The organism is Massilia sp. Root335, from assembly GCF_001425685.1.
Lineage (GTDB): Bacteria > Pseudomonadota > Gammaproteobacteria > Burkholderiales > Burkholderiaceae_D > Telluria > Telluria luteola.
The window spans coordinates 160,522-183,290 of sequence record NZ_LMCY01000037.1 but is presented as its reverse complement, the minus strand read 5'-3'; the positions used below and the strand labels follow the sequence as shown (position 1 = coordinate 183,290).

Annotated in this window: 15 protein-coding genes; 3 read left to right on the top strand and 12 right to left on the bottom strand. The window is 65.2% G+C overall.

The window, feature by feature from the left end; genetic code table 11:
* Positions 1-60: 60 nt before the first annotated feature.
* A complete protein-coding gene (locus ASC93_RS20440; protein WP_056446661.1) occupies positions 61-1,734 on the bottom strand; it encodes a family 43 glycosylhydrolase in 1,674 nt (557 codons plus the stop codon).
* A 23-nt stretch (positions 1,735-1,757) separates the two neighbouring features.
* Positions 1,758-2,921, bottom strand: a complete 1,164-nt coding sequence (locus ASC93_RS20435) for a sensor histidine kinase (protein WP_229412810.1) — start codon at positions 2,919-2,921, stop codon at positions 1,758-1,760.
* Between the two features lie 49 nt (positions 2,922-2,970).
* On the opposite strand from ASC93_RS20435, the gene ASC93_RS30080 reads away from it, so the two are divergent.
* Together ASC93_RS30080 and bglX are read left to right on the top strand one after the other, a co-directional pair.
* A complete protein-coding gene (locus tag ASC93_RS30080) occupies positions 2,971-3,204 on the top strand; it encodes a hypothetical protein (protein ID WP_229412809.1) in 234 nt (77 codons plus the stop codon).
* A gap of 3 nt (positions 3,205-3,207) precedes the next feature.
* Positions 3,208-5,550, top strand: coding sequence for a beta-glucosidase BglX (gene bglX, locus ASC93_RS20430; RefSeq protein WP_157202039.1), 2,343 nt, complete (start codon positions 3,208-3,210; stop codon positions 5,548-5,550).
* 186 nt (positions 5,551-5,736) lie between these two features.
* Here the strand turns inward: bglX and ASC93_RS20425 are convergent, their stop codons facing one another.
* The 6 genes from ASC93_RS20425 to ASC93_RS20400 all read right to left on the bottom strand — a co-directional run bounded on the left by ASC93_RS20425 (position 5,737) and on the right by ASC93_RS20400 (position 13,333).
* Positions 5,737-6,666 carry a flavin reductase gene (locus ASC93_RS20425; protein WP_056446657.1) on the bottom strand — a complete coding sequence of 310 codons (930 nt, stop codon included), beginning with the start codon at positions 6,664-6,666 and terminating at the stop codon, positions 5,737-5,739.
* A 58-nt stretch (positions 6,667-6,724) separates the two neighbouring features.
* Positions 6,725-8,407, bottom strand: a complete 1,683-nt coding sequence (locus ASC93_RS20420) for a DUF5597 domain-containing protein (protein WP_082548198.1) — start codon at positions 8,405-8,407, stop codon at positions 6,725-6,727.
* A 20-nt stretch (positions 8,408-8,427) separates the two neighbouring features.
* Positions 8,428-9,597, bottom strand: a complete 1,170-nt coding sequence (locus ASC93_RS20415) for a helix-turn-helix transcriptional regulator (protein WP_157202038.1) — start codon at positions 9,595-9,597, stop codon at positions 8,428-8,430.
* Positions 9,598-9,616: 19 nt separating this feature from the next.
* The gene (locus tag ASC93_RS20410) at positions 9,617-11,968 is read right to left on the bottom strand and encodes a glycoside hydrolase family 3 N-terminal domain-containing protein (RefSeq protein WP_056446652.1); all 2,352 of its coding nucleotides are present in this window, start codon (positions 11,966-11,968) and stop codon (positions 9,617-9,619) included.
* A 203-nt stretch (positions 11,969-12,171) separates the two neighbouring features.
* Positions 12,172-12,864 carry a helix-turn-helix domain-containing protein gene (locus tag ASC93_RS20405; RefSeq protein WP_056446649.1) on the bottom strand — a complete coding sequence of 231 codons (693 nt, stop codon included), beginning with the start codon at positions 12,862-12,864 and terminating at the stop codon, positions 12,172-12,174.
* Between the two features lie 130 nt (positions 12,865-12,994).
* Positions 12,995-13,333, bottom strand: coding sequence for a hypothetical protein (locus tag ASC93_RS20400; protein ID WP_082548196.1), 339 nt, complete (start codon positions 13,331-13,333; stop codon positions 12,995-12,997).
* A 247-nt stretch (positions 13,334-13,580) separates the two neighbouring features.
* On the opposite strand from ASC93_RS20400, the gene ASC93_RS20395 reads away from it, so the two are divergent.
* Entirely contained in the window at positions 13,581-15,245 is a 1,665-nt protein-coding gene (locus tag ASC93_RS20395) for a DUF5597 domain-containing protein (RefSeq protein WP_056446643.1), read from the top strand.
* Positions 15,246-15,295: 50 nt separating this feature from the next.
* Here the strand turns inward: ASC93_RS20395 and ASC93_RS20390 are convergent, their stop codons facing one another.
* The 4 genes from ASC93_RS20390 to ASC93_RS20375 all read right to left on the bottom strand — a co-directional run bounded on the left by ASC93_RS20390 (position 15,296) and on the right by ASC93_RS20375 (position 22,715).
* Complete coding sequence (locus tag ASC93_RS20390; RefSeq protein ID WP_056446640.1) at positions 15,296-15,559, bottom strand: DUF2164 domain-containing protein; 264 nt, start codon at positions 15,557-15,559, stop codon at positions 15,296-15,298.
* A gap of 75 nt (positions 15,560-15,634) precedes the next feature.
* Positions 15,635-17,959: a TonB-dependent receptor gene (locus ASC93_RS20385; protein WP_082548195.1), complete on the bottom strand. Its 2,325-nt coding sequence runs from the start codon at positions 17,957-17,959 to the stop codon at positions 15,635-15,637.
* 222 nt (positions 17,960-18,181) lie between these two features.
* Positions 18,182-20,473 (bottom strand): glycoside hydrolase family 3 N-terminal domain-containing protein, encoded by a 2,292-nt coding sequence (locus ASC93_RS20380; RefSeq protein WP_157202037.1) that lies wholly within the window; start codon positions 20,471-20,473, stop codon positions 18,182-18,184.
* 7 nt (positions 20,474-20,480) lie between these two features.
* Positions 20,481-22,715: a beta-glucosidase gene (locus ASC93_RS20375; RefSeq protein ID WP_162251932.1), complete on the bottom strand. Its 2,235-nt coding sequence runs from the start codon at positions 22,713-22,715 to the stop codon at positions 20,481-20,483.
* Positions 22,716-22,769 lie beyond the last annotated feature (54 nt).

Below are 22,769 nucleotides of genomic sequence, written 5' to 3'. Positions count from 1 at the left end.
CCGGCGTGAACGGTGCGAGGTTGCCGGGAAACGGCCGTCGCCGGAGACGGGTCCGCTGTTTCAACGAACCAGGATCTGGGCACGCCCTTTTGTCACGCCCTGTTCGTTGACGGCATCCACCGCCACGTAATACTTCTGCCCGACGTTCAGGCTCCCTACATCCGCCGAATGGACGCCGTCATGGACCTGGAAATTCTGGTTCATGAGCTCGGGGCGTACGCCGAGCCGCACGATGTAAAAATCGGCGTTGCCGGCAGGCTTCCAGGAAATCGTCGCGCGCCGTGCATCGCCATGCCGGCGCGCGGCCGTCACCCCGGTCACCGCACCGGGGCGCGGGCCCGATCCGTGTCCGAACACACGCAGGTCGTACAGGGAGAACTTGCCGTTGTCCGGCATGTGGATGTTCCGCACACGGACGTAGCGTGCACGCTCGGGCCGGGCCAGAACACGGTAGTCGTGCGGCGCGTCGCGCCCGCCGGTGGACCGATCGACGAAGGTCCGCCAGTTCGAGTCGTCATCCGAGCCTTCCACGACGTAGCGATACACGTCGCGGCTGATGCCCTTGCCCACACTGTCCTGGTCGGCGAAATTGAGCTGGACCGCCTCGATCGTCTTGATAGCGCCGAGGTCCATCTTCAGCCATTCCGTCGCCTCCCCCGTCTGCGCGGACCACCACGTCCGGATGTCTTCGTCCGCCGCGTTCCCGGCCGGGTAACCAGCCAGCGTCGACGAGACCGTGACGGCCTTGCGGCGCGACAGCAGCATCCAGCCCGTCAGCTCACGCTTGCCGTCGAGGTAACGTGGATAGTCACCCAGGTAAGTGTCGACCATCAGCGCGCCGTCGTTCGAAAATGCGGCCGGAAAAAGGCCGAGACGACGCTCGAACTTGAAGCGCTTCGAGATCGTCATGGTCCCCATGTGCCACCACTGGCCGTCGACTCCCTGAAAGGTGCTGCTGTGTCCGGCGCCTGCCACGAAGCCCGTCGGCTTGAACGAAAACGGACTGTATGGTGCGTACTTGAAAGGGCCCATCGGGTTCGTCGAGGTCAGCACGCCGTCCGCATACGTCTTGTATTCGGTCCCGGGCGATGCATATTGGAGGTAGTAGATACCCTTGTGCTTCGTCATCCACGAGCCCTCCACGAAGCTCTCGGCACGCTCGATCTCGTTGTTGTCGCCGACGACTTCCCAGCCGCGGTTCGCCTTGTCACGCGACGCCGGCACGTCAGCCCTGCGCAAGGGCTGGAATGTGGCCGGATCGAGCTCGAAGACCCGCAACGTATCCGTGCCGCTCAGTCCCTCGTACATGTAAAGCCGGCCGTCGTCGTCGAGGAACAGGCACGGATCGTTGTAGCCGGGCCGGATGTCGGCGGCTTTCGTCCAGATGCCCGCCAATGGATCGTCCGTCGTCCACACGTCCGGCGTGTTCTCGCTCGACGTCATGTACAGCTTGCCGTTCATGACGAGGGCGGTCGGCGCGTACCGGTTCACGGGATAGCCGGTCGGCTCCACGAACTCCCAGTTCTGCAGATCGTGCGACCACCAATATCCTTTCGAATGCGACGCGAACAGCCAGTACCGGTCCTTGAACCGGACGACGGTCGGATCGGCCGCCTCCCGCAGGGACCGGAACTGGTATCGATAAGGCAGGTCCACCGGGTTCGCATATGTGGCGAACCGGTCGCGTGCGACGGCCGGTAACGTCACGGAAGCACCGATGACGACGGCGAACAATGCGTTTCTGACTTGATGCATTCTCATTCCTTGATCAGTTTGAATTCCTCTTCCGCGAGCGGAATCGACATCGTGACGACAAATCCCGCGCCGGGCGCCGTCCGGACGCTCAAGGTACCGCGCACGCCATGCTGGAGTTCCAGCCGGCGTACCAGTGTGCGAATTCCCAGTCCGCGCGACGCCTTGAATGCATCGGGGTCTGCGCCCGGGCCGTTGTCGCCCACCGTCAGCGTCAGCGTCCCGGCCCGTTCGTCGAGGCTCGTGCGGATCAGGATCCGGCCCGGCCGGCGATATGGATTGATCGCATGCTTGATACTGTTTTCGACGAGCGGCTGCAACGACAGCGCCGGCAACGGGCAATGTCCGGCCTTCTCGTCCAGTTCCCAGTCGACCTGCAGCCGGGGGCCGAGACGCAGGCTTTCGAGGTCGAGGTAATCGCGCACGAACTGCAATTCGTCGTCCAGTGTCACCAGGTCGACCCCATTCTTTTCGGTCCGGAGCACGTAACGCAGCATGTCCGAGCATTGAAACAGCGCCGCTTCGGCTGCCGCCGGACTGTGGCGCATCAGCGCGATGATCGAGTGCAGCGTGTTGAACAGGAAATGCGGATTCAGCTTGTTGCGCAGCGCGCTCATTTCCGACGTGACCAGCAGGTGGTGCGCCAGCCGCGCCGCCTCGGCCTGGCGCCGCCTGGCGTGATCCATGCGGACGATGTGGAAAATGGCGGCGACGACACAGTAGGTCATCAGCGCATAGAGGAGCGGCCAGAAATACCATGCCAGCGGCTGCCGCACGCCGATCAGGAACCACAACAACGAGTAGCACATGACGCCGTACAGCAGCGCACCGCAGGCGTGAATCAGGACGACGGCCCACGCCGGCGGACGCCGATGCTCCAGGCAACCGCTCAATGGCCACAACAAGGCAAGGAAAACGGCGTGCGGCGTGCTCTTCAGTATTGCGGCTACGACCCGCGTATCGAATCTTCCCTGGCGCAGGTCGTCGACCTGCAGGGCGATCCCCATGAGCAGCAGGAATGCAACCCAGGCGCAAACATAGATGCGCCACATGCGGACAGTCTGAACCGGATCATCGGAGTACATGACGGCAGTGTGGCGCGTAACGCGGGCGGCCGTAACGTCTGAACGGACGATGAGCTCGCGCGGAAAACCAGGCAACATGCCCATGCGGCTCTCGTCATCCGCCCGCTCGTCGCCCTACTGCCTTTGCATTCACATGACTCTGTTCTCCTCCCTGGATTCGCTCGTCTTCCGCATCCGCTTCAGCGTCGCCGCCGACTACGGCCTGTGGGCGTATCGGCGCAAGAAATCCGCCGCGGGCTCGTCGGCCCCGCACGAATACGTCCTTGCCGATCGCATCGAACATCCCGGCCGAGCAGTTCATCGGCATGAGCGGTTCGGGTTTCCGCATCGGCATGGCCATCGCCGTTCCAATCCACATAAGGCCTGAATCATGTTCGCTTCCTTGAACGACCACCATGGCAACCATGCGCTGCGCAGGTCGCTGGCCAACGTCGCCTGTTGGTCCATCGCAGGTGCGCTGGCCGCCGGCCCGGCAAGCGCAGCCGTAGTTCGGCCCGCCACAGGGCCCGACGCCCCCGCGATTTTTTCGGCCGAGTCGCTGGCACGCACCGACACCCTCCTGCGCAAGATGACGGTCGACGAAAAACTGGGACAGCTCAGCCAGCTGTTCCAGTTCCGGAAGTCGTCCAAGCTCGACGGCATGGTGCGCGAAGGTAAGCTCGGGTCAGTGCTGTTCGTGACGGACCCGGCGGAGATCAACCGCCTGCAGCACCTGGCCGTCGAAGGATCGCGCTTCGGCATCCCGCTCCTGTTCGGCAGCGACGTGGTGCACGGCTATCGGACCATCTTCCCGGTACCCATCGCACTGGCCGCCTCCTGGGATCCCGCCCTCGTCGAACGCGCCAGCGCGATCGGCGCGATCGAGGCCCGTGCCGGCGGTATCGGCTGGACGTTCGCACCGATGGTCGACGTCGCGCGAGACCCGCGCTGGGGCCGCATCGTGGAAGGTGCCGGGGAAGACCCTTACCTCAATGCCGCGATGGCGACCGCGCAGGTTCGCGGTATCCAGGGACCCAGCCTGGGCACGCCGGGCCGGCTGCTGGCGACCGTCAAGCACTTCGCCGGCTATGGCGCGAGCGAAGGCGGCCGTGATCACGACGCGGCCAACCTGTCGGACGCCCAGCTGCAAAACGTCTACCTGCCGCCGTTCCGGGCGGCGATCCGGGCCGGCGCGGGCACCATCATGAGCGCGTACATGGACCTGAACGACGTCCCGGCCACCGGCAACCGCTGGCTGCTGCGCGACGTCCTGCGCGGCCAATGGGGTTTCAAAGGGTTCGTCGTCAGCGACAACAACGCCGTGAACGACCTTGTGCCGCACGGGTATGCGAGCGACAGGCGCGATGCCGCGCTCCGCGCGTTCAAGTCCGGCGTCAACATGGAAATGGCCAGCTATTCCAACGCCTATGCCACCCTGCGCGAAGCCTTCGACCAGCACGCCATCGATGCGGCGGAAGTGGACGCCGCAGTGCGCCCCATCCTCGCCACGAAGTTCCAGCTGGGTCTTTTTGAGCACCCCTACGTCGACGAAGCGAAGGCGCGCGCGGCGGTACAACGCGCGCCGGAATACCAGGCCGAAGCGCGTCTCGCGGCGGAGCGGTCGGCGGTGCTGCTGCGCAACGAAGGCAACCTGCTGCCGCTCGACCCTGCGGCCTACAAGCGCATCGCGCTCATCGGTCCGTTGGCGGACTCGCGCCAGGATACGCTGGGCCCATGGGTATTCGCCCACGATCTGGACGACACCGTCACCATCGCGCAGGGGCTGCGCACCAGGCTCGGCGCCGGCCAGACACTCGACGTCGCGCCCGGCGTCCAGATTCGCAGGACGACGCCGTCGCCATTCGAATCGATTTTCAAGGAGAAGACGCCGCCCGTCTGGGATGCCGCCCATGCCGGCGAAGAATTCGAGAAAGCGCTGGCGATGGCGGGCAAAGCGGATCTCGTCGTCCTCGCGCTCGGCGAAAAACAGGACATGATCGGCGAATCCGCTTCCCGCTCGACGCTCGCGCTGCCCGGCGACCAGCAACGGCTCATGGAACGTGTGGTCGCGTTGGGCAAGCCAGTGGTGCTCCTGCTGGTGAACGGCCGGCCGCTCGACATCGGCTGGGCCCATGCGCACGTGCCCGCGATCCTGGAACTGTGGTACCCCGGCGCACAGGGCGGCACCGCGGCAGCGAACCTGCTGTTCGGCGCGGCGAGTCCGGGCGGAAAGCTGCCGTTCACCTGGCCACGCAACGTGGGACAGGTTCCGCTCTACTACGGACACAACCTGACGCAGGATCCGTCCGAACAGGACCGGCGCTACTGGAACGAACCGGGCAGTCCATTATTCCCGTTCGGGTATGGGCTGAGCTATTCGACATTCAAGGTCGGCGAGCTGCACCTGAGCAAAACAAGGATCCACGCCGGGGAATCGATTGAGGCGACGGCCGTCGTCGAGAACACAGGTCCGGTGACTGCCGACCAGGTCGTCCAGCTCTACCTCCATCAACGGTACGGCAGCGCCTCGCGTCCCGTACGCGAGCTCAAGGGATTCGAACGCGTCACCCTGCGCCCTGCCGAGAAAAAGACGGTCCGTTTCACACTCGGTCCCGACGAGCTTCGATACTGGAGCGCATCCGCGCACGACTGGGTCAACGAGGCCAGCACGTTCGACGTGTGGGTCGGGACAGACTCCAGGGCAACCTTGACGACGACGTTCATCCAACAATGATCGGAACACAAACTCCGTCCCCGCCATGCGCGCCGCACCACGACTGCCGGCGCCTGTTGGCCGACATCGGCGGCACCAACGCCCGCTGCGCTCCTGGACGTCGGCCGTAATGCCGCGAACGTCGACGAGGCCCAGGGGTACCGCCTGTCCTCGGCGCCCTGTTTTATCGATCCCCACACGTGGAACCTAGAGCCACGCAGCCGGTGAGCCGGTGTCGATCTTTTCGGCGAACCGGTAGAGCAGCGCGCGCAGGGCTACCGTCTCCGGCGCTCCCAGCAGGTTCTCCATGCCTGTTTGCACCTGCAAGCCTGCACGGCTGAACTGTTCAACGACATCCCGGCCGGCTTCGGTAAGATCGAACGTCGTGTCCGAGACGATGCCGTTGACAGGCTCGCGCGACACGATCAGGCCTCGCGCCTCCAGGTCGTCCATCGCTTCGAGGCTGGTGGGATGCGCGCTGTAGGCCAGCAGGGTCTCGATCTCGACACGCGTGCGCCCGCCCCGTTCGCCGAGCGCCGTCAGCACGAACATCTCGATGTTGTCGTAACCGAGCCGGCCGCCGACGTCGCGCATTTTGCCGTAGAGGTAAAAGAATGCCGTCCCCAACAGGTAACCGAGCGAGGTGGCCGTCGTGGGTCCTGCGCCGTCCACGGGCCTCCCATTGATGTCGATGCCCACGGCCTCGGTGCCGTCGTGCCTGATCAATGGCGGTATGTCGCTGCGCGCGAAGCCGGTCACATGCCCGACGACGATCAGGCTGTCCGCGCACGTGAACGACGTGACGCGCCTGCAAGACAGGGTGGCCGCGCTGCCTGCCAGCATGGGAATGCCGTCGGCGCCCGCGCATACGCGGACGTCGTCGGCCGTGGCCCCGGCGCGCGACGCCAGCGCCGCCTGGTTATACCCCAGCACGTGAGCGGCCCAGTCCGTCGCCTGTTCAAGCTCCGTCGCACAAGGGACGTGCCGGCTGATGGACCACATCACCAGCGCGCCTTCCGGCGACAGGACGCCGAAGGTCCGTGCCGGCGCGCAGATCCGGTCATCGCCGTGCCCGGCAGTCAGCAGCACGACGCCGCTCGGAAAGCATGCAAGGGGATCTTGCAAATGGATGTTCATGGATGTCCTCGTCAACCCTGTTTCAAGCATTATGAAGACCGGGTTGACGTTGACATCGTTAATGCGGACTAGACGAGCCAGGCTCCAGCAGTTTCACGCGGACGACGCCGATGCCCGAAGCGGGGAGCAGCGTCACGAGTTCGTCGCCGTTGAGACGGCGTCCCGGAATCCACCGGCCATCCTTGAATCGCCCCTCTTCCACGAAGTCGACCTCGGCGAGCTTGCCGTTGCGCGCGAAGTCCACCATGAAATCCTGGCCGACCAGGTAGAATTCGCCCGGTCCGCCCGCAATGACGAAACCGAACGACGTCGGATCCTTCTTCGGCGCAGCCGGCTTGTCGCTCGCGCCCGCGCCGCCCCCGGGCCCTGCGACACCCGCGTCGAACATCATCTTCTTGAGCTGGCCCATCATGCCGCGGATCGTCATCGAATAGCCGGCAAGCGTCGCGGGCACCGGATCGTCGCGTTCGAGGAGGACGGTATGCAACGTACCGCGTTCCCGCGCGCGCAGGATCACATCGGCCATCGAGCCGAGGACATCATAGGCCTGCGGCAGCTGCTTGGTCGACGCCAGATCCTCGATGCCGAAGACGGACCAGCCCAGCGCGTTGTATTCGCCGATGGCGCGGAACAGGTTCACGGTCTTGAAGCGCGACTCCGGAACGAAAACGGGGTTGTCGGCGCGATTGAAATCGGCCAGCGTGCCCTTGACGTCGTCGACGTAGATGTCCGGCGCGAGCAGGGCGATCGACGGCGCCGCCGCCTTCCACACGTCCATCATGCGTGCCGCCGGACCGCCGCTGGGATAGTCGCCCGGCTGCGGCTGGCCCGGCTGGGGTCCGAGCCAGGCATTCACGTACATCGGAAGCGGCAGGGTCTTGTTCGCGGCCTGCGCAACAGTTTCGACATAGGTGCCGTAGGCCCAGGCCATGAAGATTTCCTCGGCCAGCGCATCCCTGCCGAACACCTGTTCCCAGGTCCCGGCGCGACGGAACTTCTGGCGTCCCCACACGTCCAGCAGCTCGGGGCGAAGGGAAGCGCGGTGGCGCTCGAGGTAAGCCATCAACTGCGCGGGCACCTGCGCATCCCACGCGGCCTGCGCGACCTTCGAACGATCGCGGCTGTCACCGAGCAGCCCCACTTCGTTATCGACCTGCAGCATGATGACGGTGTGATCCGGATCGGCGGCCTTCAGGTGCGCCAGGAACGCGGCGAACGCGCGCCGCTCCGCCGCCTGCAGCTGCGTCGAGAACGGCGACAGCACCGGCAGGGGCATCGCGCCCGGGTAGCTCATGAATTCGGGCTTGGCGCCGCTCGTGGCGGCGCGCGGGAAACGGGCGGTGTCGCGCCGCACCCAGCCTGGCGCGTACGTCGAGCGCGCATTCTTGTAGGCGCCGAACCAGACGATCCCCAGACGCAGGCCCTGGGCGCGCGCGGCGTCCAGCTGGCGGTCGACGTTCGAGAAGTCATACTTGCCCTCCTCCGGTTCGACCATGTCCCAGCTCACCGTGCTCAGCACCGTGTTCAGGTTCATCTGTTTCAGGCGCGGCCAGATCGGCGCCATGTACTCGACCGACGACGCGCTCGAGTTATGGAGCTCGCCGCCCAGCACGAGGAAGGGTTTGCCATCGACGACCAACTGGGTCGCGTTGCCGCGTTTTTCGATGGCCGGTAGCTGCGCGGCGTACGCGTGCAGGCACACGGCCGCCAGCGCGGCCGCGCATGCAAATGGTTTCTGCATAGTGTTTTCCTTGTTGTCGTTCAGTTGCGCTGTACGTCCAGGCCCAGCACGGCGCTCAGCAACACCCTGACGAGTTCACTCTGCCGGGTGACGTCGGCCTTCATGAAAATCGAGCGAAGATGCGCGCGTGCCGTGTTGCGGCGGATGCCGAGCTTGATCGCCGCCTCGTCCAGGCTCAGGCCATTCACCAGTTCGACGGCGAAATTGGCCTCGGCCGGCGTGAAGTCGAACAACTGGCGGGCCATGTCCTGGGCCGGCCGGGCAGGCGCATCCGGGTCGCGCAGAAAGATGGCGCACGCCGGCCGGGCCTTGCCTTCGGATTCCTCGACCATCGGAATCCTGCGCACGACGGCCGCCAGCTTGCGGCGCCCCGACGGCCGGCTCAGCGACATGGCCGCCACGCCGCCCGAATCAGCCGTCGCGTCGCTGAGGAGGCGCCGCAACTCGCGCGTTTCGGACGGCGTGCACGCCTCCACTTCGCGCCCGGACCGGCGCAGTCCATCGCCGGCCGTCAACAGGCGGCAAGCGACCGGATTTGCCCTCAGAAGCTGGCCGCGCTCGTCGAGCACCACGACGCCGATGTTCAGCCCGTCCAGCCCCTCCTCGTAAATCTCGCGCTCCGCCTCGTTGCGCGTCGCCTGCGCGGCGAGCGTCAGCGCCTGCTTGATGTGCGGGACGAGGTTGGCCAGTCGGGCCTTGTGTTCGACGTCGAACGGCGGCAACTCCGGATAACGGAACAGGCGCAACCGGCAAATCGCGCCGGCGCTGGTAACGATATCGACGCCCATGCCGTGATGTGCGTCCGCCGGCATGGCGTCTTGCAGGAATTCCCTGAAATACGCACTGTCCTGCCACTCCCGGTTCGACATGACGTCCGCGATCAGGACGACGCGCTCAGGCGGCAGGCTCACGAACGGATCCGACTTGTACCACGTCGTCTTGTACGCGGCCTCGAACTCTTTGCCGTTCTCAGGATGGGTCACCAGGTAACCCAGGTCGATCCCGTTGCTCGGCCGGACGACGATGGTCGCGCTGGTGCAGCCGATGTACTCGGCAATCAATGCCATGCTCGCTCGCCATGGCTCGGCTTCCAGGACGGACTGGTAGATCGCGTGGATAACCTCGTTCATCAGTCCCGGACGATCCATCGGGACTTGCGCGAAAGGAGTAGCTAATGAACCCATGATCATGACCCTCCAGGCAACGACGTCAGACGACGACCAGTTTTGTCGATTTGAGTCGGTCCGAGCTGTTGCCGGCACTGATGACGAACGTGCCTGGTTCGACCACCCACTTCAATGCGCGGTCCCAGAACGCCAGCGCGTCCGGCCCGAGGTCGAACCGCACCGTCGTCCGGCCGCCCGCTGGCACCGAAACGCGCCGGAATGCCTTCAGCTCCAGCACCGGACGCGGGACCGAACTCACCGTATCGCGCACGTAGATCTGCACGACCTCGTCGCCGTCGCGCTTGCCCGTGTTGGCAACCTCGACCTCGACCGCAAACGTGTCGTTGCGTCCGATCCGGTCTTGCGACAGGCGCGGAGCAGACACGTCGAACGTCGTGTAGCTCAAGCCGTAACCGAACGGAAACAGCGGCGTGCGCTTGCCCTCGACGTACGGCACCCGGTCCGCGGACGGATGCCGGTTGTAGAAGGCCGGCACCTCGCCGACCGAGCGGGGGAAGCTCACCGCCAGCTTGCCACCCGGGTTCACTTTGCCGAACAACACGTCGGCGATCGCGTTGCCGCCCTGCTCGCCCAGGTACCAGCCTTCGACGAGGGCATTGGACTTCTCTGCGAGCCGGTTGACCGCCAGCGGACGGCCGTTCAGCAGGACCGCCACGAGCGGCTTGCCGCAGGCGAGCATGGCTTCGACCAGCGCATCCTGGTCGCCGTACAGGTCGAGGGAATTGCGGTCGCCGGGAACGATCGTCGCCACCGCTTCGCGAGTCACCTGCTCGTTGTCGCCCACGACGAGGACGACGAGGTCGGCGCGCTTCGCGACCTCGACCGCCGCGGCAATACGCGCCTGGTTGTCGGCGGCGGGCACCTTGCGGATGACAGGCACTTCCGGACGTACGCCTTCCGCGACAGGCGGCGTGATCCACACGCCGTCGGACTGCTCGATGGACACGTTGCCCCCGGCCTGGCGCAGGCCTTCCAGCACCCCGACCGCGGCCTTCGGCCAACCCGAATAGCCGCCCAGCATGGGCTTCACCGAGTTCGGCCCGATCAGCGCGATACGCATGCCGCTCGATGCATCCAGCGGCAGCACGCCGTCATTCTTCAGGAGGACCACTGCCTTCTGCGCGGCCGTGCGCGCCAACGCCACCGCCTGCGGGTCGTTCAGCACGTCGGCGGCACGCTGAGGATCGACGTAGGGGTTCTCGAACAGCCCCGCTTCGAACTTCAGCGCCAGGATGCGGCCCACGGCGGCATCGACGCTTGCCTGCGGTACGCGGCCGGCCTGCACGAGCTTTGCCAGTTTCTGATAGGTGCTGCCTTCCGGCAGGTCGGCGTCCACCCCGGCACGCATCGCCAGGATCGCGGCGCCATCGGCGTCGTCCGCCATGCCGTGCAGTTCCGCGATTTCGCCCACGCCGCCGTAGTCGCTGAAATAGGCGCCCTGGAAGCCGAGCAGGCCGCGCCCCGTCTGCTGCAACAACTGCTCATTCGCATGCGACGGCACGCCGCCCACTTCGTTATACGACGGCATCACGATGGCGGCCTTCGCGCCGATGGCCGCCTTGAACGGCGGCAGGTAAGTTTCGCGCAGCATGCGCTCCGACATGTCGGACGGACCGATATTCAGGCCGTTCTGCGGCATCCCATGGACGAAATGCTTGAGCGTGGCGAACACGCTGTCCGGGCCGATCGGCCGGACCGGGCCTTGCAGGCCCCGCACGGCCGCGGCCCCCATCACGCCGACATGGTACGGGTCCTCGCCGAAAAACTCTTCACTGCGGCCCCAGCGCGGATCGCGCACGAGATCGAGTACGGGGCTCAGGCCGACCGTCACACCGCGGCGGCGCGCCTGGCGCCCCGCGACGACGAAGCACTGTTCCACCAGCGCCGGATCCCACGTGCTGCCCAGCGCGGGCGGGATCGGGAACGACGTGGCGCCCTTGACGGCCAAGCCGTGCGCTGTCTCTTCGTGGAACAGCACCGGGATGCCGAGCCGGGTCTTCTCGACGGCATAACGCTGGACGGCGTTGACAAATGCAACCGCGTCCTCGGGTTCGCGGAACGACTTCGTCCGGAAACGGCCACTGCCCGCGAGATCCGACGGGCGCGCAATTTGTCCGATCCCGTGCGGGATCGCTTTCGCCGCTTTCTCGGGCGAGAAAGCGAAGGTTTCCCTGTCCACGATGGACACCTTGGTCATCCACATGGAACACAGCTGGGCGACCTTCTCGTCGAGCGTCATGCGGCCGAGCAGGTCGCGCACGCGTTCGGCGACCGGCGCGCTGGCTCGCCGGTAAGTCGGAAGCGCCGCGCCCAGCGCCGGTAGTGCCAGGGCGAGACCGGTGGTGGCCAGCAGCGTACGCCGGGTCATTTTCATTGCTTGTCTCCTGATAATTGTTCTTGATGCCGAAAATAAGTATACACCTGCGTTTAATTATTGCAATCGACTTTGGCTGTTGAACAACGGAAATCCAGAAAACCACGCGGGCGGAGGCATGGCGGCCGCGTGCGCCGGGGCCGGGATGATCCGGCCTGCGGTTGACGCGGCGTTACAGAGGGAGGGAAATTAGCGGGAGATCGTCAGGATGACGCGTTGGGATCGGCGGCGCAATCCGCCTGCATGCCGGCCAATAACAGATTGACGATGCGGATGGAAGCCACCTGCGCGGGCGCGATACCGACGGTCGTCCCCAGCGCGCGAAGACGCTGGTAGTGGGCCATGGCCAGGTCCAGCAGGGACGCGGCGTAGAAATCGGGGGCATCGACGCGCATGCCCGTCCTGCCCTCGGTGTCGACGATGGTCTGTACGATGTGCCGGACGCCCAGCTCGTACGTCATTTCCTGCCCCATCGGAGCGAGCTCCCGCATGACCTGGGAGGACTTGTCGCCCATCGCCATCAGCACACGCATCCCCGGATCGTTACAGATCATGAAGAAATTTTCGATGTGGAACATCAGGCAACTGCGCATGTCCATGAATGCAGGCGGATCGGGATTGCGCGCGCTGCCTACGATCGAGGTAATGACCGCCTTGATCAGCGCTTTCTTGTCCGGGTAACGCATGTACAGCGTGCGTTTCGAAATGCCGGCGCGGGCCGCGACCGCTTCCATGGCGGTGCCGTCGAACCCTACCTCGTCGAAGAGTGCGATTGCCGCGCGGAGGATGTCCGCATCGATGTTCCCGGCGTGTTCCTTGCGCGGACGGCCACGCAGCTTCGGCCGCTCTGCGCTTGGCTGCTGGGAATTATCGGAAGACGGCAGGGCTTCGGTCATGAATGGATGTGTCCCGGAGTATGCGTGCATGCATATTGGAAATGTGTCGCATCATAGCAAAAAAGGGCGCCACATTAGCGGCACCCTGGAAGGCCAGGAGAACGCCTGGCACGTAGGAGACGAGCGTGAGTTATTTGCAAACCGGCAGTTTTGCCAGGTCGGCGTCGATAGCATCCAGAACTTTGTCCGTGAACGTTTCTTCGGCATACGGCTGAATGGCGCGCAGCGGCATCGAACGCGCCATGTCGAACTGGTCGCTGCCCTTCAGCGCAGGCACATGCTTGTACAGCACTTCCCTGGCGGCCGGCTCGTCGAGCAGTTCCGACACGAGCGACTCGGAGCTCAGTTTTTGTTTGACACAGGTGGCGCTCGTTTGTTGCGCGGCGGGAGCGGGTGCTGGTGCTTGCGCGGCGACGGTGCAGGCGATCACGGACAGCATGGTAGCGAGCGAGATGTTGCGGAGTTTCATGAGGTGTCCCCAGACTAGGAATAATGGCAGCAATCTTCGTCCGATCCGCCGCCGGCTTGTACGGCAACTGATCAGCGTGAAGCCACTATACGACAGAAATCTCAGAAAGTATACGGCACCGTAAATTTATTTTGACGGCGCGCGCGGCTGTATTACACTGGCAACAGCCGGTCCCCGGCACTCTTCCAAATCACCAGACGGCACGCGATCGATCGCGCCACCCCGTCTGCTTAAGTCCAGGACAACCATGACTGTCGCTTCCCTGCAGCGTCGACGCTGCGCTTCTCTCGTCGCCTCGGTACTCCTCGCGTGCACACCCGTCGTGCATGCCGCTGCCGACCAGATGCCGCACCTGGTGCAAAAAAACGGAAAGTTCGCCCTGATGGTCGACGGCGCGCCTTACCTGATCCTCGGGGGCCAGGCGAATAACTCGAGCAATTACCCTGACGTGCTGCCGCAGGTCTGGCCAGCGATCCGCGACCTCAAGGCGAACACGCTGGCCATGCCCGTGGCCTGGGAACAGATCGAGCCTGTCGAAGGCAAATTCGATTTCCGGTGGGTGGATGAACTCATCCGTCAGGCACGGCAGAACGACGTACGCCTGTGCCTGCTGTGGTTCGGCACGTGGAAGAACACGAACCCCAACTATGCGCCGGCGTGGGTCAAGCTCGACAACCAGCGCTTCCCACGGCTGATCAAGAAAGACGGCAGCACGTCCAACGCCCTGTCGCCGCACGCGAAGACGACGCTCGACGCGGACATCAAGGCGTATTCGGCCCTGATGAAGCACCTGAAGGAAGTCGACGGCAAGCGCCATACCGTCATCCTGATACAGCCGGAAAACGAATCCGGCGTGTTCGGCAGCGTTCGCGACTATTCGCCAGCCGCCAACGCCATGTTCGCACAGCCCGTCCCGCAGGCGCTGCTGACCCGCCTGAACAAGCAGCCGGGTTCCTGGGAGGATGTGTTCGGCGCCGACGCGGACGAATTCTTCCACGCCTGGTCGATCGCGTCATACATCGAGCAGGTAGCCGCGGCCGGCAAGGCCATCTATCCGCTGCCGACCTACCTGAACGCTTCGCCGCGCGATCCGGACCCGAAGAAGAAATCGGTGCCCGGCCTGTTCTACGGCAGCGGCGGCGCCACCTGGAACGTCATCGACATCTACAAGGTCGCGGCGCCGCACATCGACTTCCTGTCCCCCGACATGTACATGGCCGAGTCCGACATCTACGAAGCGCAGGTCAAGCATTACCGCCGCCCCGACAATGCCCTCTACATCGCCGAAAGCGGCAGCAAGGACGTGTACGCGCGCTACATCTTCACGATCCTGGGCCAGGGCGGCATCGGGTTCGACCCGTTCGGCTTCGACTATACGGGCTACAGCAACTACCCCTTGGGCGCGAAGGACTGGGGGCCGGACGCCGTCAAGCCGTTCACAGGCGTGTATTCCCTGTTCGCGCCGATGGCCCGCGAATGGGCACGGCTGAGCTTCGACTCCGAGGTCTACGGTGTGTCGGAGCCGGACGATCACCGTAGCCAGGACATCGACCTCGGCCCGGCGTGGGCGGCGAAAGTCAGCTACCGGCAATGGCAGATGGGCGAGACGTACTGGCTGCGCAAGAAGGATGACCTGCCGAAGGGATCGGAAGTGCCCAGCGGCGGCGTCGCGCTGGCGAAACTGGGCGACAACGAATATCTGGTCACTGGCCGGAACGCGCGCCTCACGTTCAGCGTCAACAAGAACGTGAAGGACCGTGCCGCAATCTTCGAACGGGTCGAGGAAGGCCGCTTCGTGAACGGCAAATGGGTCATGTCGCGCGTATGGAATGGCGACCAGACCGACTACGGCCTGAACTTCACGGACCGTCCAGTGGTGCTGAAGGTGAAGCTCGGCGCCTATCTCTTCTGAACGGACGATCATCGCCTGCGGCCCCGGGCCGCAGGCATCCACAGGCTGGCCTAGCGCCCGCGCCCGCCCCGGCTCCAATATCCGAACTCTTCTTCGTAGCAGGCGACGTCGACGGCATCGATCCTGTCCCGCATCTCGGCTTGCGCGTCCCTGACCGCCTGGTTGTACACGCATGGACCGATCTCGCGAAGGCAGAAGTCGAGCAGCATGCCGGCCTTGAGACCTCCGACTTCTTCATCGAAATTCTCCGCACAGTAGCGCTGAAGGGACGCCTGCAGGCGCTGCCTGGCGTCGTCGTCCAAATTGATTGCCATCAGTTATTTCTCCGACTCCGAAAAGAAAAGGCCAGGACACGAAGTCCTGGCCCCAACGTTAAAGCGACCTGGCTATCAGAATTCGTAGCGTACCGTCACACCGACCTTGCGGCGCGGCGGCGGCACGCTCGCGCTATAGCCGCCCGCGACACCCTGGTAGGTCACGCCTTCCATCAGGAAAGGCGCGGGCGAACGGTCGAACAGGTTCTGCGCCCACAGGCTGACTTCCCAATCCTGGCCCGGATCACGCACGCCGACGAAAACGTCGACCGGTGTGAACGAGGCGATGTGCTGGTCGAACGGGACATTGTACTTCGACGGGTTGTAGCGGACGAGACCACGAACGAACCCGTCCACATTGCCGATCGGACGCGAATATTCCGATTGCACCGTGGCGTTGAACTTGCCGGTTTCGGTCCCGAACTGGTCGGCCAACGGGCGGCTGGAGCGGCAAACCGACACCTGGCGTCCCGGCTGGACGAACGCACCGACGTTGTCCGGCAGGCCGTCGTTGTTCCCGTCATTGCAATACAACGCCGCGTTCGCATAATGCGAGTTCACGTAGCTTGCCGACGCCTGCGCGCGCCAGTTCGGCAGGATGCTCCAGATCGCAGTCGCCTCGATACCGCGGCTCACCAGGTCGCCGTTCGTGTTCAGGTTGATCGTGCCGCTCGCGTCCGCCGCATAGCTGCCGCCCGGGCCGGGGCCGGCTGCCTCGCCGGGGACGGCGGCCGTGCGGACACGCAGCGCGTTGGCGCGGCCGATATAGTTCTTGATGTTCTGCTGGAAGATATCGGCATTCAGCACGAGACGGCGATCCATCAGGGTCGACTTGAAACCCAGTTCGATGGCGCGCGACTTCTCCGGACGGTAAGTCATCAGGTCGGCCGTCAGGCCGGGCGCCGACACGAACGCCGTCGTGCCGCCCGGACGGAAGCCCGTGCCCGCGCTGGCGTAACCCATGATGTTCTTGGTGAAGTTGTGACGGAAGCTGGCCGAGCCGGTCCAGGCCTTCTCATCCGTATGCGCGCGGTCTTCCGGCAGCGCGTTGATCTTCTGCCCGAAGACCTCGAGGTACTGCTGGCCGTAGCCCTTGTTCTTCTGCACGCGCAGGCCGAGCTGCAGCTGGTCGACGTCCGTCAACGCGAAACGATGGTCGGTAAACAGCGCAGACCCTTCGCCGTACCCGCCGGGCGCCGTCGAGCCTTTCAGGATCGCTTCCTGCGGCGGGGTGAACGGCGTCGGGAAGTAGTACGGGAATTTCTGCGTGAATTCTGCCGGTCCGCCAGTCCACGAATGGTACGCGCCGACCATGTAGTTCCAGCGGCGGGCACCGGTCGACTCGAAGCGCAGTTCGTGGGTACGCTGCAGCGTGTGGAACCTGACCGTCTGCTGATTGCTCCAGCCCGGAATCACGTTGAAGATGTCCGTGTCGCGATCGGTGTTTTCCGCGCTCTGCTGGAAGCCGCCGATGTAGCTGAGCTTGTGGCCGCCGAGGTCCCAGCCGATGTTCAGCGACGTCAGCTTGCTCTTGTTGTAGAACTGGTAGGGACCTTCGACGACGGACTTGCGGTCGTTGTAACTCAGCGTCGGCCCGCTCAGGCCCGGGAATGGGCTGTCGATCGCGAGCGGCGGATTGACCATGTCGGACTTCAGCTGCTGGTGCACGAGAAGGAATTCGAGCGTCTTGGTCGGCTGGTAAAGCACCGAGATGCGTGCGCCCTTGCCGCGGTCGTAGTCGGGCTTACCGGTGTACAGGTCGTGCACGCCGTTCTCGCTGTAGTTGTACAGCCCGGCGACGCGGACGGCGAGGACGTTCGGGATCAACGGCACGTTGACCGCCGCCTGGGTATTGCGGAGGGAATCCGATCCGAACGTCTGGACGATGCGGCCGGCGACACCGCTGGTGTCCGGCCGTTCGGTCGCCATCGTGATGGAACCCGCCGGCGACGTCTGGCCGCGCAGGGTGCCCTGCGGACCGCGCAGGACCTCGATGCGGCCCAGGTCGAACATGGCCCGGAACGCATCCGATGCCGAGATCGGCGTCTCGTTCCAGTAGATCTGGACCGTCGGGCTCGTCCCCGTGTCCGGATCGAAGCTGATGCCGCGCAGCGTCACCGTCTGGCCGCGGCCGTCGGCCGGGTCGAGCACGAGGCCCGGCACCAGCTTCTCGACGTCCTCGAACTTCTGGATGTTCATCTTCTGCAGGGTGTTGCCGGTCACTGCGTCGACGGACATCGGCACGGACTGGATGCTCTCCTTGCGCTTGGACGCTGTCACGACGACTTCGGGAATCTTGCCATCGTCCTTGGGTGCCGCCTGCTGGGCCACGGCGGGAAATGCGAGCGCCAGCGCAGCAGCGCAAACCGTCAACCTGATTACAGGATTATTACTTTTCATTTCGTCTCCAAATATTCCGCGTTGTGCTGGTGCAGGCCCGGTCACGGCGACTGCACCACCATCTTGCTGGCTTTGTTTTCCGGCGACATCGTCCGTTCAGACGGTAAACACGCCGCCCCGTATCGAGAAGGACAAAAAAAACAACCACACCTGGCGTGGTCGGTTCGTCCTCGGAATCGCCGAGGCAAGGCGCGGCGGCGATTTCGGACGCGGCATGATCGATTACGCGGCGGCCAGCAGGAAAGGTATCGGCGTGCCCGCCGCCGAGTTCGGCGCGATCACGACTTCGAACGCGCCGGGATCGGTCCGCGTCCTCGTATCTGCATGCACGTAAGCGAGATCCTGTGCGGTCAGCGTGAACTCGACGTCCGCGCTTGCGCCGGGCTCGAGGTCGACGTGCCGGATACCCTTCAGCGCGCGGATCGGCTGGACGATCTCCGCCACGCGGATCCGGATGTAGAGCTGCGCGACCTCATGATGCTTCGCCGTCCCGGTATTGGTGATCCGCGCCTTGACCGACAGCGACTCGCCCATGCGGATGCGCGGCCGTCCGATCTCGGTCGCACCGTAGGCGACCGTCGAATATCCGAGTCCGTGACCGAACGGATACAGTGCGCTGGTCGACACCTCGCGGTAGCGCGCACCGACGGGCGGCCCTTCCACGAGGCTTGGCCGGCCGGTCGACCGGTGGTTGTAGTAGAACGGTTCCTGGCCGGCGCGGCGAGGAAAACTCACCGGCAAGCGGCCTTGCGGTGCGTGGTCGCCGAACAGCACGTCGGCGATCGCGTTGCCCGACTCCGACCCGAGGAACCACGTGCACACGATGGCCTGGGCGTTCTTCACCGAATTGGGCAGTTCCAGCGCCCGGCCGTGTTTCAGCAGGATCACCATCGGCTTGCCGACCGCGGCGACTGCATCGATCAGGTCCACCTGCGGTTTCGGAATCGTGATGTCCGCGCGCGACGCGCCTTCGCCGGACATATTGGTCGCCTCGCCCACGTAGAGCACGACCACGTCGGCGGCACGGGCGGCGGCAACCGCCGCGTCGATGCCGCCGTGGAGCGGCCTCTCGATGCCGCAGCCGGGAACAACAGCGAGAGCCGCACCGGCGCCCAGGGCATCCCGTACACCCTGTTCGAACGTCACGGCCGACTTCATGTCCGGGAACACCATCCAGGGTCCCAGCGCATTGTTCCTGTCCGTGACGAACGGGCCAATCAATGCGAGCGCCTTGCCCGACTTCGGCAGCGGCAGGACGTTGCGCTCGTTCTTCAGCAGGACGATCGACTTGCGCCCCGCTTCACGCGCGAGGGCGACGGCCTCCGGCCGGCGGATGTCCGTCCCCATGCGCGCCGGATCGAGCGAGCGGTAGGGATTCTCGAACAGTCCCAGCGCCTTCTTCACGCGCAGCACGCGCCGCACCGCCTCGTCGACGACCGCCATCTTCAACCGGCCCGACTGGACCAGTGCCGGAATGTGCTTGAGGTACAGGCCACCCTGGATCGACATGTCGCAACCGGCGGTGACGGCCTTGAGGACGGCGTCCGCCTCGTCGGCCGCGTAACCGTGGTCGACCAGTTCCTTCTCCGAATTGAAGTCCGAGACGACGAGGCCGCGGAACGCCCATTCGCCGCGCAGGATGTCGGTGAGCAGGTGGTGGTTGCCGGTCGACGGCACGCCGCCCGTGTCGTTGAAGCTGGCCATCGTCGTCAACGCGCCCGCGTCGAACGACGCCTTGAACGGGGGCAGGTGCACTTCACGCAGCGTGGTTTCCGGAATGTCGGCCGTGTTGTAGTCCATGCCGCCCTGCACGGCGCCGTAGCCGGCAAAGTGCTTCGGGCAGGCCAGCAGCGAATCGTTCGCTCGCAGGTCGGCGCCCTGGAAGCCGCGCACGCGCGCCTCGGCGATGCGGCAGCCCAGCCACGGATCCTCGCCCGCACCTTCCACGACGCGGCCCCAGCGCTGGTCACGGGCGATGTCGACGGCGGGCGCGAACGTCCACTGCACGCCGAATGCCGTCGCCTCGATGGCCGTGGCCCTGGCCGTGCGTTCGCACAGGCCGGCATCGAAGCTGGCCGACTCGCCCAGCGGGACGGGAAACGCGGTCTTCAGGCCGTGGATGATGTCGGCCGCAAAGATCAGCGGGATGCCGAGGCGGGACTTCTCGACCGCGATCTGCTGCATGGTGCGGCCCAGCTTCACGTCGTCGGCGTTGAACAGGCCGGTGAGGCGACCTTGCGCGATCTGGTCGAGCGTCGTCTGCAGAGCGGGCTCCGGTCCCGTCGTGGGATTCACGAGGCGCCCGATGCCCAGCGCACCGTTCATCGTCAGCTGGCCCGCCTTTTCCTCGATCGTCATGCGCTTCAGCAGCCGCTCGATGAACGGATCGGTGGCGGGCGCCCGCATGGCGGCGAAGGCCGGCATGCCGAAGCCGATGGTCGTGACGGCCATGGAACCGGCCAGGAACGTCCGGCGCGATGCGCTGAACTGGGGATTGTCGTTCGTCGTTTCCATAGTCTCGTCAGGGTTTGATCCGTTGCTCGTCCAGGCGCACCTTCGCCTTGAGGACGGGTTGGCCGGCATCTTCGCCAACCTCGATGTCGTAGGTGCCCTCCGCCACGTGCCAGTTGCGCGCCGCGACGTCGAAGCGCGCGATCACGCGCGGATCGACGTCGACCGACACCTGCCGGCTTTCTCCCGGCTTCAGGTCGACGCGGCTCCAGCCGACGAGGCGCTTGGCACCGTCCACGCGGGCATAGACCTGGGCGACGTCGGCGCCCGGGCGCTTGCCGGTGTTCGCAATCGTGAACGACATGCGCGGTGTCGCGCCGCCGGTCACGCGCAGGTTCTTGTACGAGAAGCGGGTGTAACTGAGTCCGTGACCGAACGGGAACAGCGGCTTCGCCCCGGTCTTGTCGAACCAGCGGTAGCCCGCATTCGCACCCTCCGGATAGGTCACGGAAAACGGTTTCATGTCCTTCGGCAGCCCGTAGAGGTCGCGCTGTACCGTTTCCCCGGCCATCTCGTAGCCGGGAATCGTCGGATTCGGGAGCTGCCGTTCGCTGGCCGGGAACGTCATCGCCAGGTGGCCCGACGGGTTCACTGCGCCCGTCAGGACCCGCGCAATCGCTTCGCCACCCCGCTGTCCCGGATACCAGGCCTCGAGCACGGCGCCGGCCTTGTCCAGCCACGGCATGAGGACAGGGCCGCCCGTGACGAGTACGACGACCGTCGCGGGATTCGCAGCGGCGACCGCCGCGATCATGTCGTTCTGGTTGTCGGGCAAGTTCAGGTCCTTCACGTCCATGGTCTCGGTCGTGAACTGCTCACCGATGACGACGACGAGATCCGCCTTCCGGGCCGCATCCGCCGCACGTTGGGGATCGGTGCCGTCGTCGAAGGACACCGTCGCCTTCGGCAGGGCATTGCGCAGGGCGGCGACCGGGGACGAGTTGCTGTACAGCTTACGGCCGAACGCGGCCGGGATCTTCAGCACGGCGCCGCCCACCGGATTCACTTGCGACGACCCGCCGCCGCCCGCGAGGATGCCGACGTCGGCATGGCCGCCCACGACGAGGATGGTGCGTACCGACGCGGCGATGGGCAGCAGATTGCGCGCGTTCTTCAGGAGGACGATGCCGCCCTCCGCGACCTCCTGGGCGACGCGCCCGTTCGCGTCGTAATCGATGTCCCTGTGCGCGGGCGGATGGGTATCCAGGCCGACGGCATGGATCGAGCGCAGGATGCGCCGCACCGACCGGTCCACGTCTGCTTCCGTGACGGTCCCGGCAGCCAGCGCCGTGCGCAACTGTGAACCGAAATATCCCGCGTCGGCGGGCGTGGTGCCGGATTCCTGGTCGAGGCCCGCGCGAATCGACGGGCCATGCACGGCACCCCAGTCGGACATCACGAAGCCCTTGTATCCCCAGTCGCGGCGCAGGACGTCGTTCAGCAGGAACGAGTTCTCGCATCCGAACGTGCCGTTGATCTTGTTGTAAGCACACATCACGGAGCCCGGCTGGCCGATCTCGATGCCGATCTCGAACGCCAGCAGGTCGCTCTCGCGCAGGGGGCCCTCCTCCATGTCCGCGCTGAGGATAGTCCGACCGGTCTCCTGCGTGTTCAGGGCGAAGTGCTTGATGGTCGACATGACGTGGTTCGACTGCACCCCGCGGATGGCATGTCCGGCCAGCGTCCCCGCCAGCAGAGGATCTTCGCCGAAGTATTCGAAATTGCGGCCGTTCCTCGGTTCGCGCGCCAGGTTGACGCCGCCCGCCAGAAGAACGTTGAACCCCTTGTCGCGCGCCTCCGCGCCGATCATGGCGCTGCCGCGTTCCACCAGCGGCGCATTCCAGGTCGACGCCAGCAGGACGGTCGAAGGCAGCGCAGTGGCGACGTCGCCCGGCCGCAACCCGCCCATCATGTTGGCAACGCCGACGCTTGCGTCGCTCTCCGTCAGGTAGGGCACACCCAGGCGCGGGACGCCTTTCACATAGCCCGCGCCCTTTGCAACGTCGCGGGACAACTTCGGTTTCGCGGCGAACGGGTTGCTGCCACGGACGAGATCGAGTTTTTCGTCCAGCGTCATCTGCTTCAGGACCGATTCGGCCCACACGTCGTCCGCGTCCTGCGCCATGGCCGGCAGCGGGGCGACGCCCGCCGCATACAACGCCGCCACGCACGCCGAGACGACCAGCCTGTTTCGGTGCCTGTATTCCCTTACCTTCATCGAGCCCGCGATCGCTTCCAGTTTCATGCTTGTCCTTTCCGAGACTTTTTCCTCGATCATATTCGGTCGATCGGGCCGTCA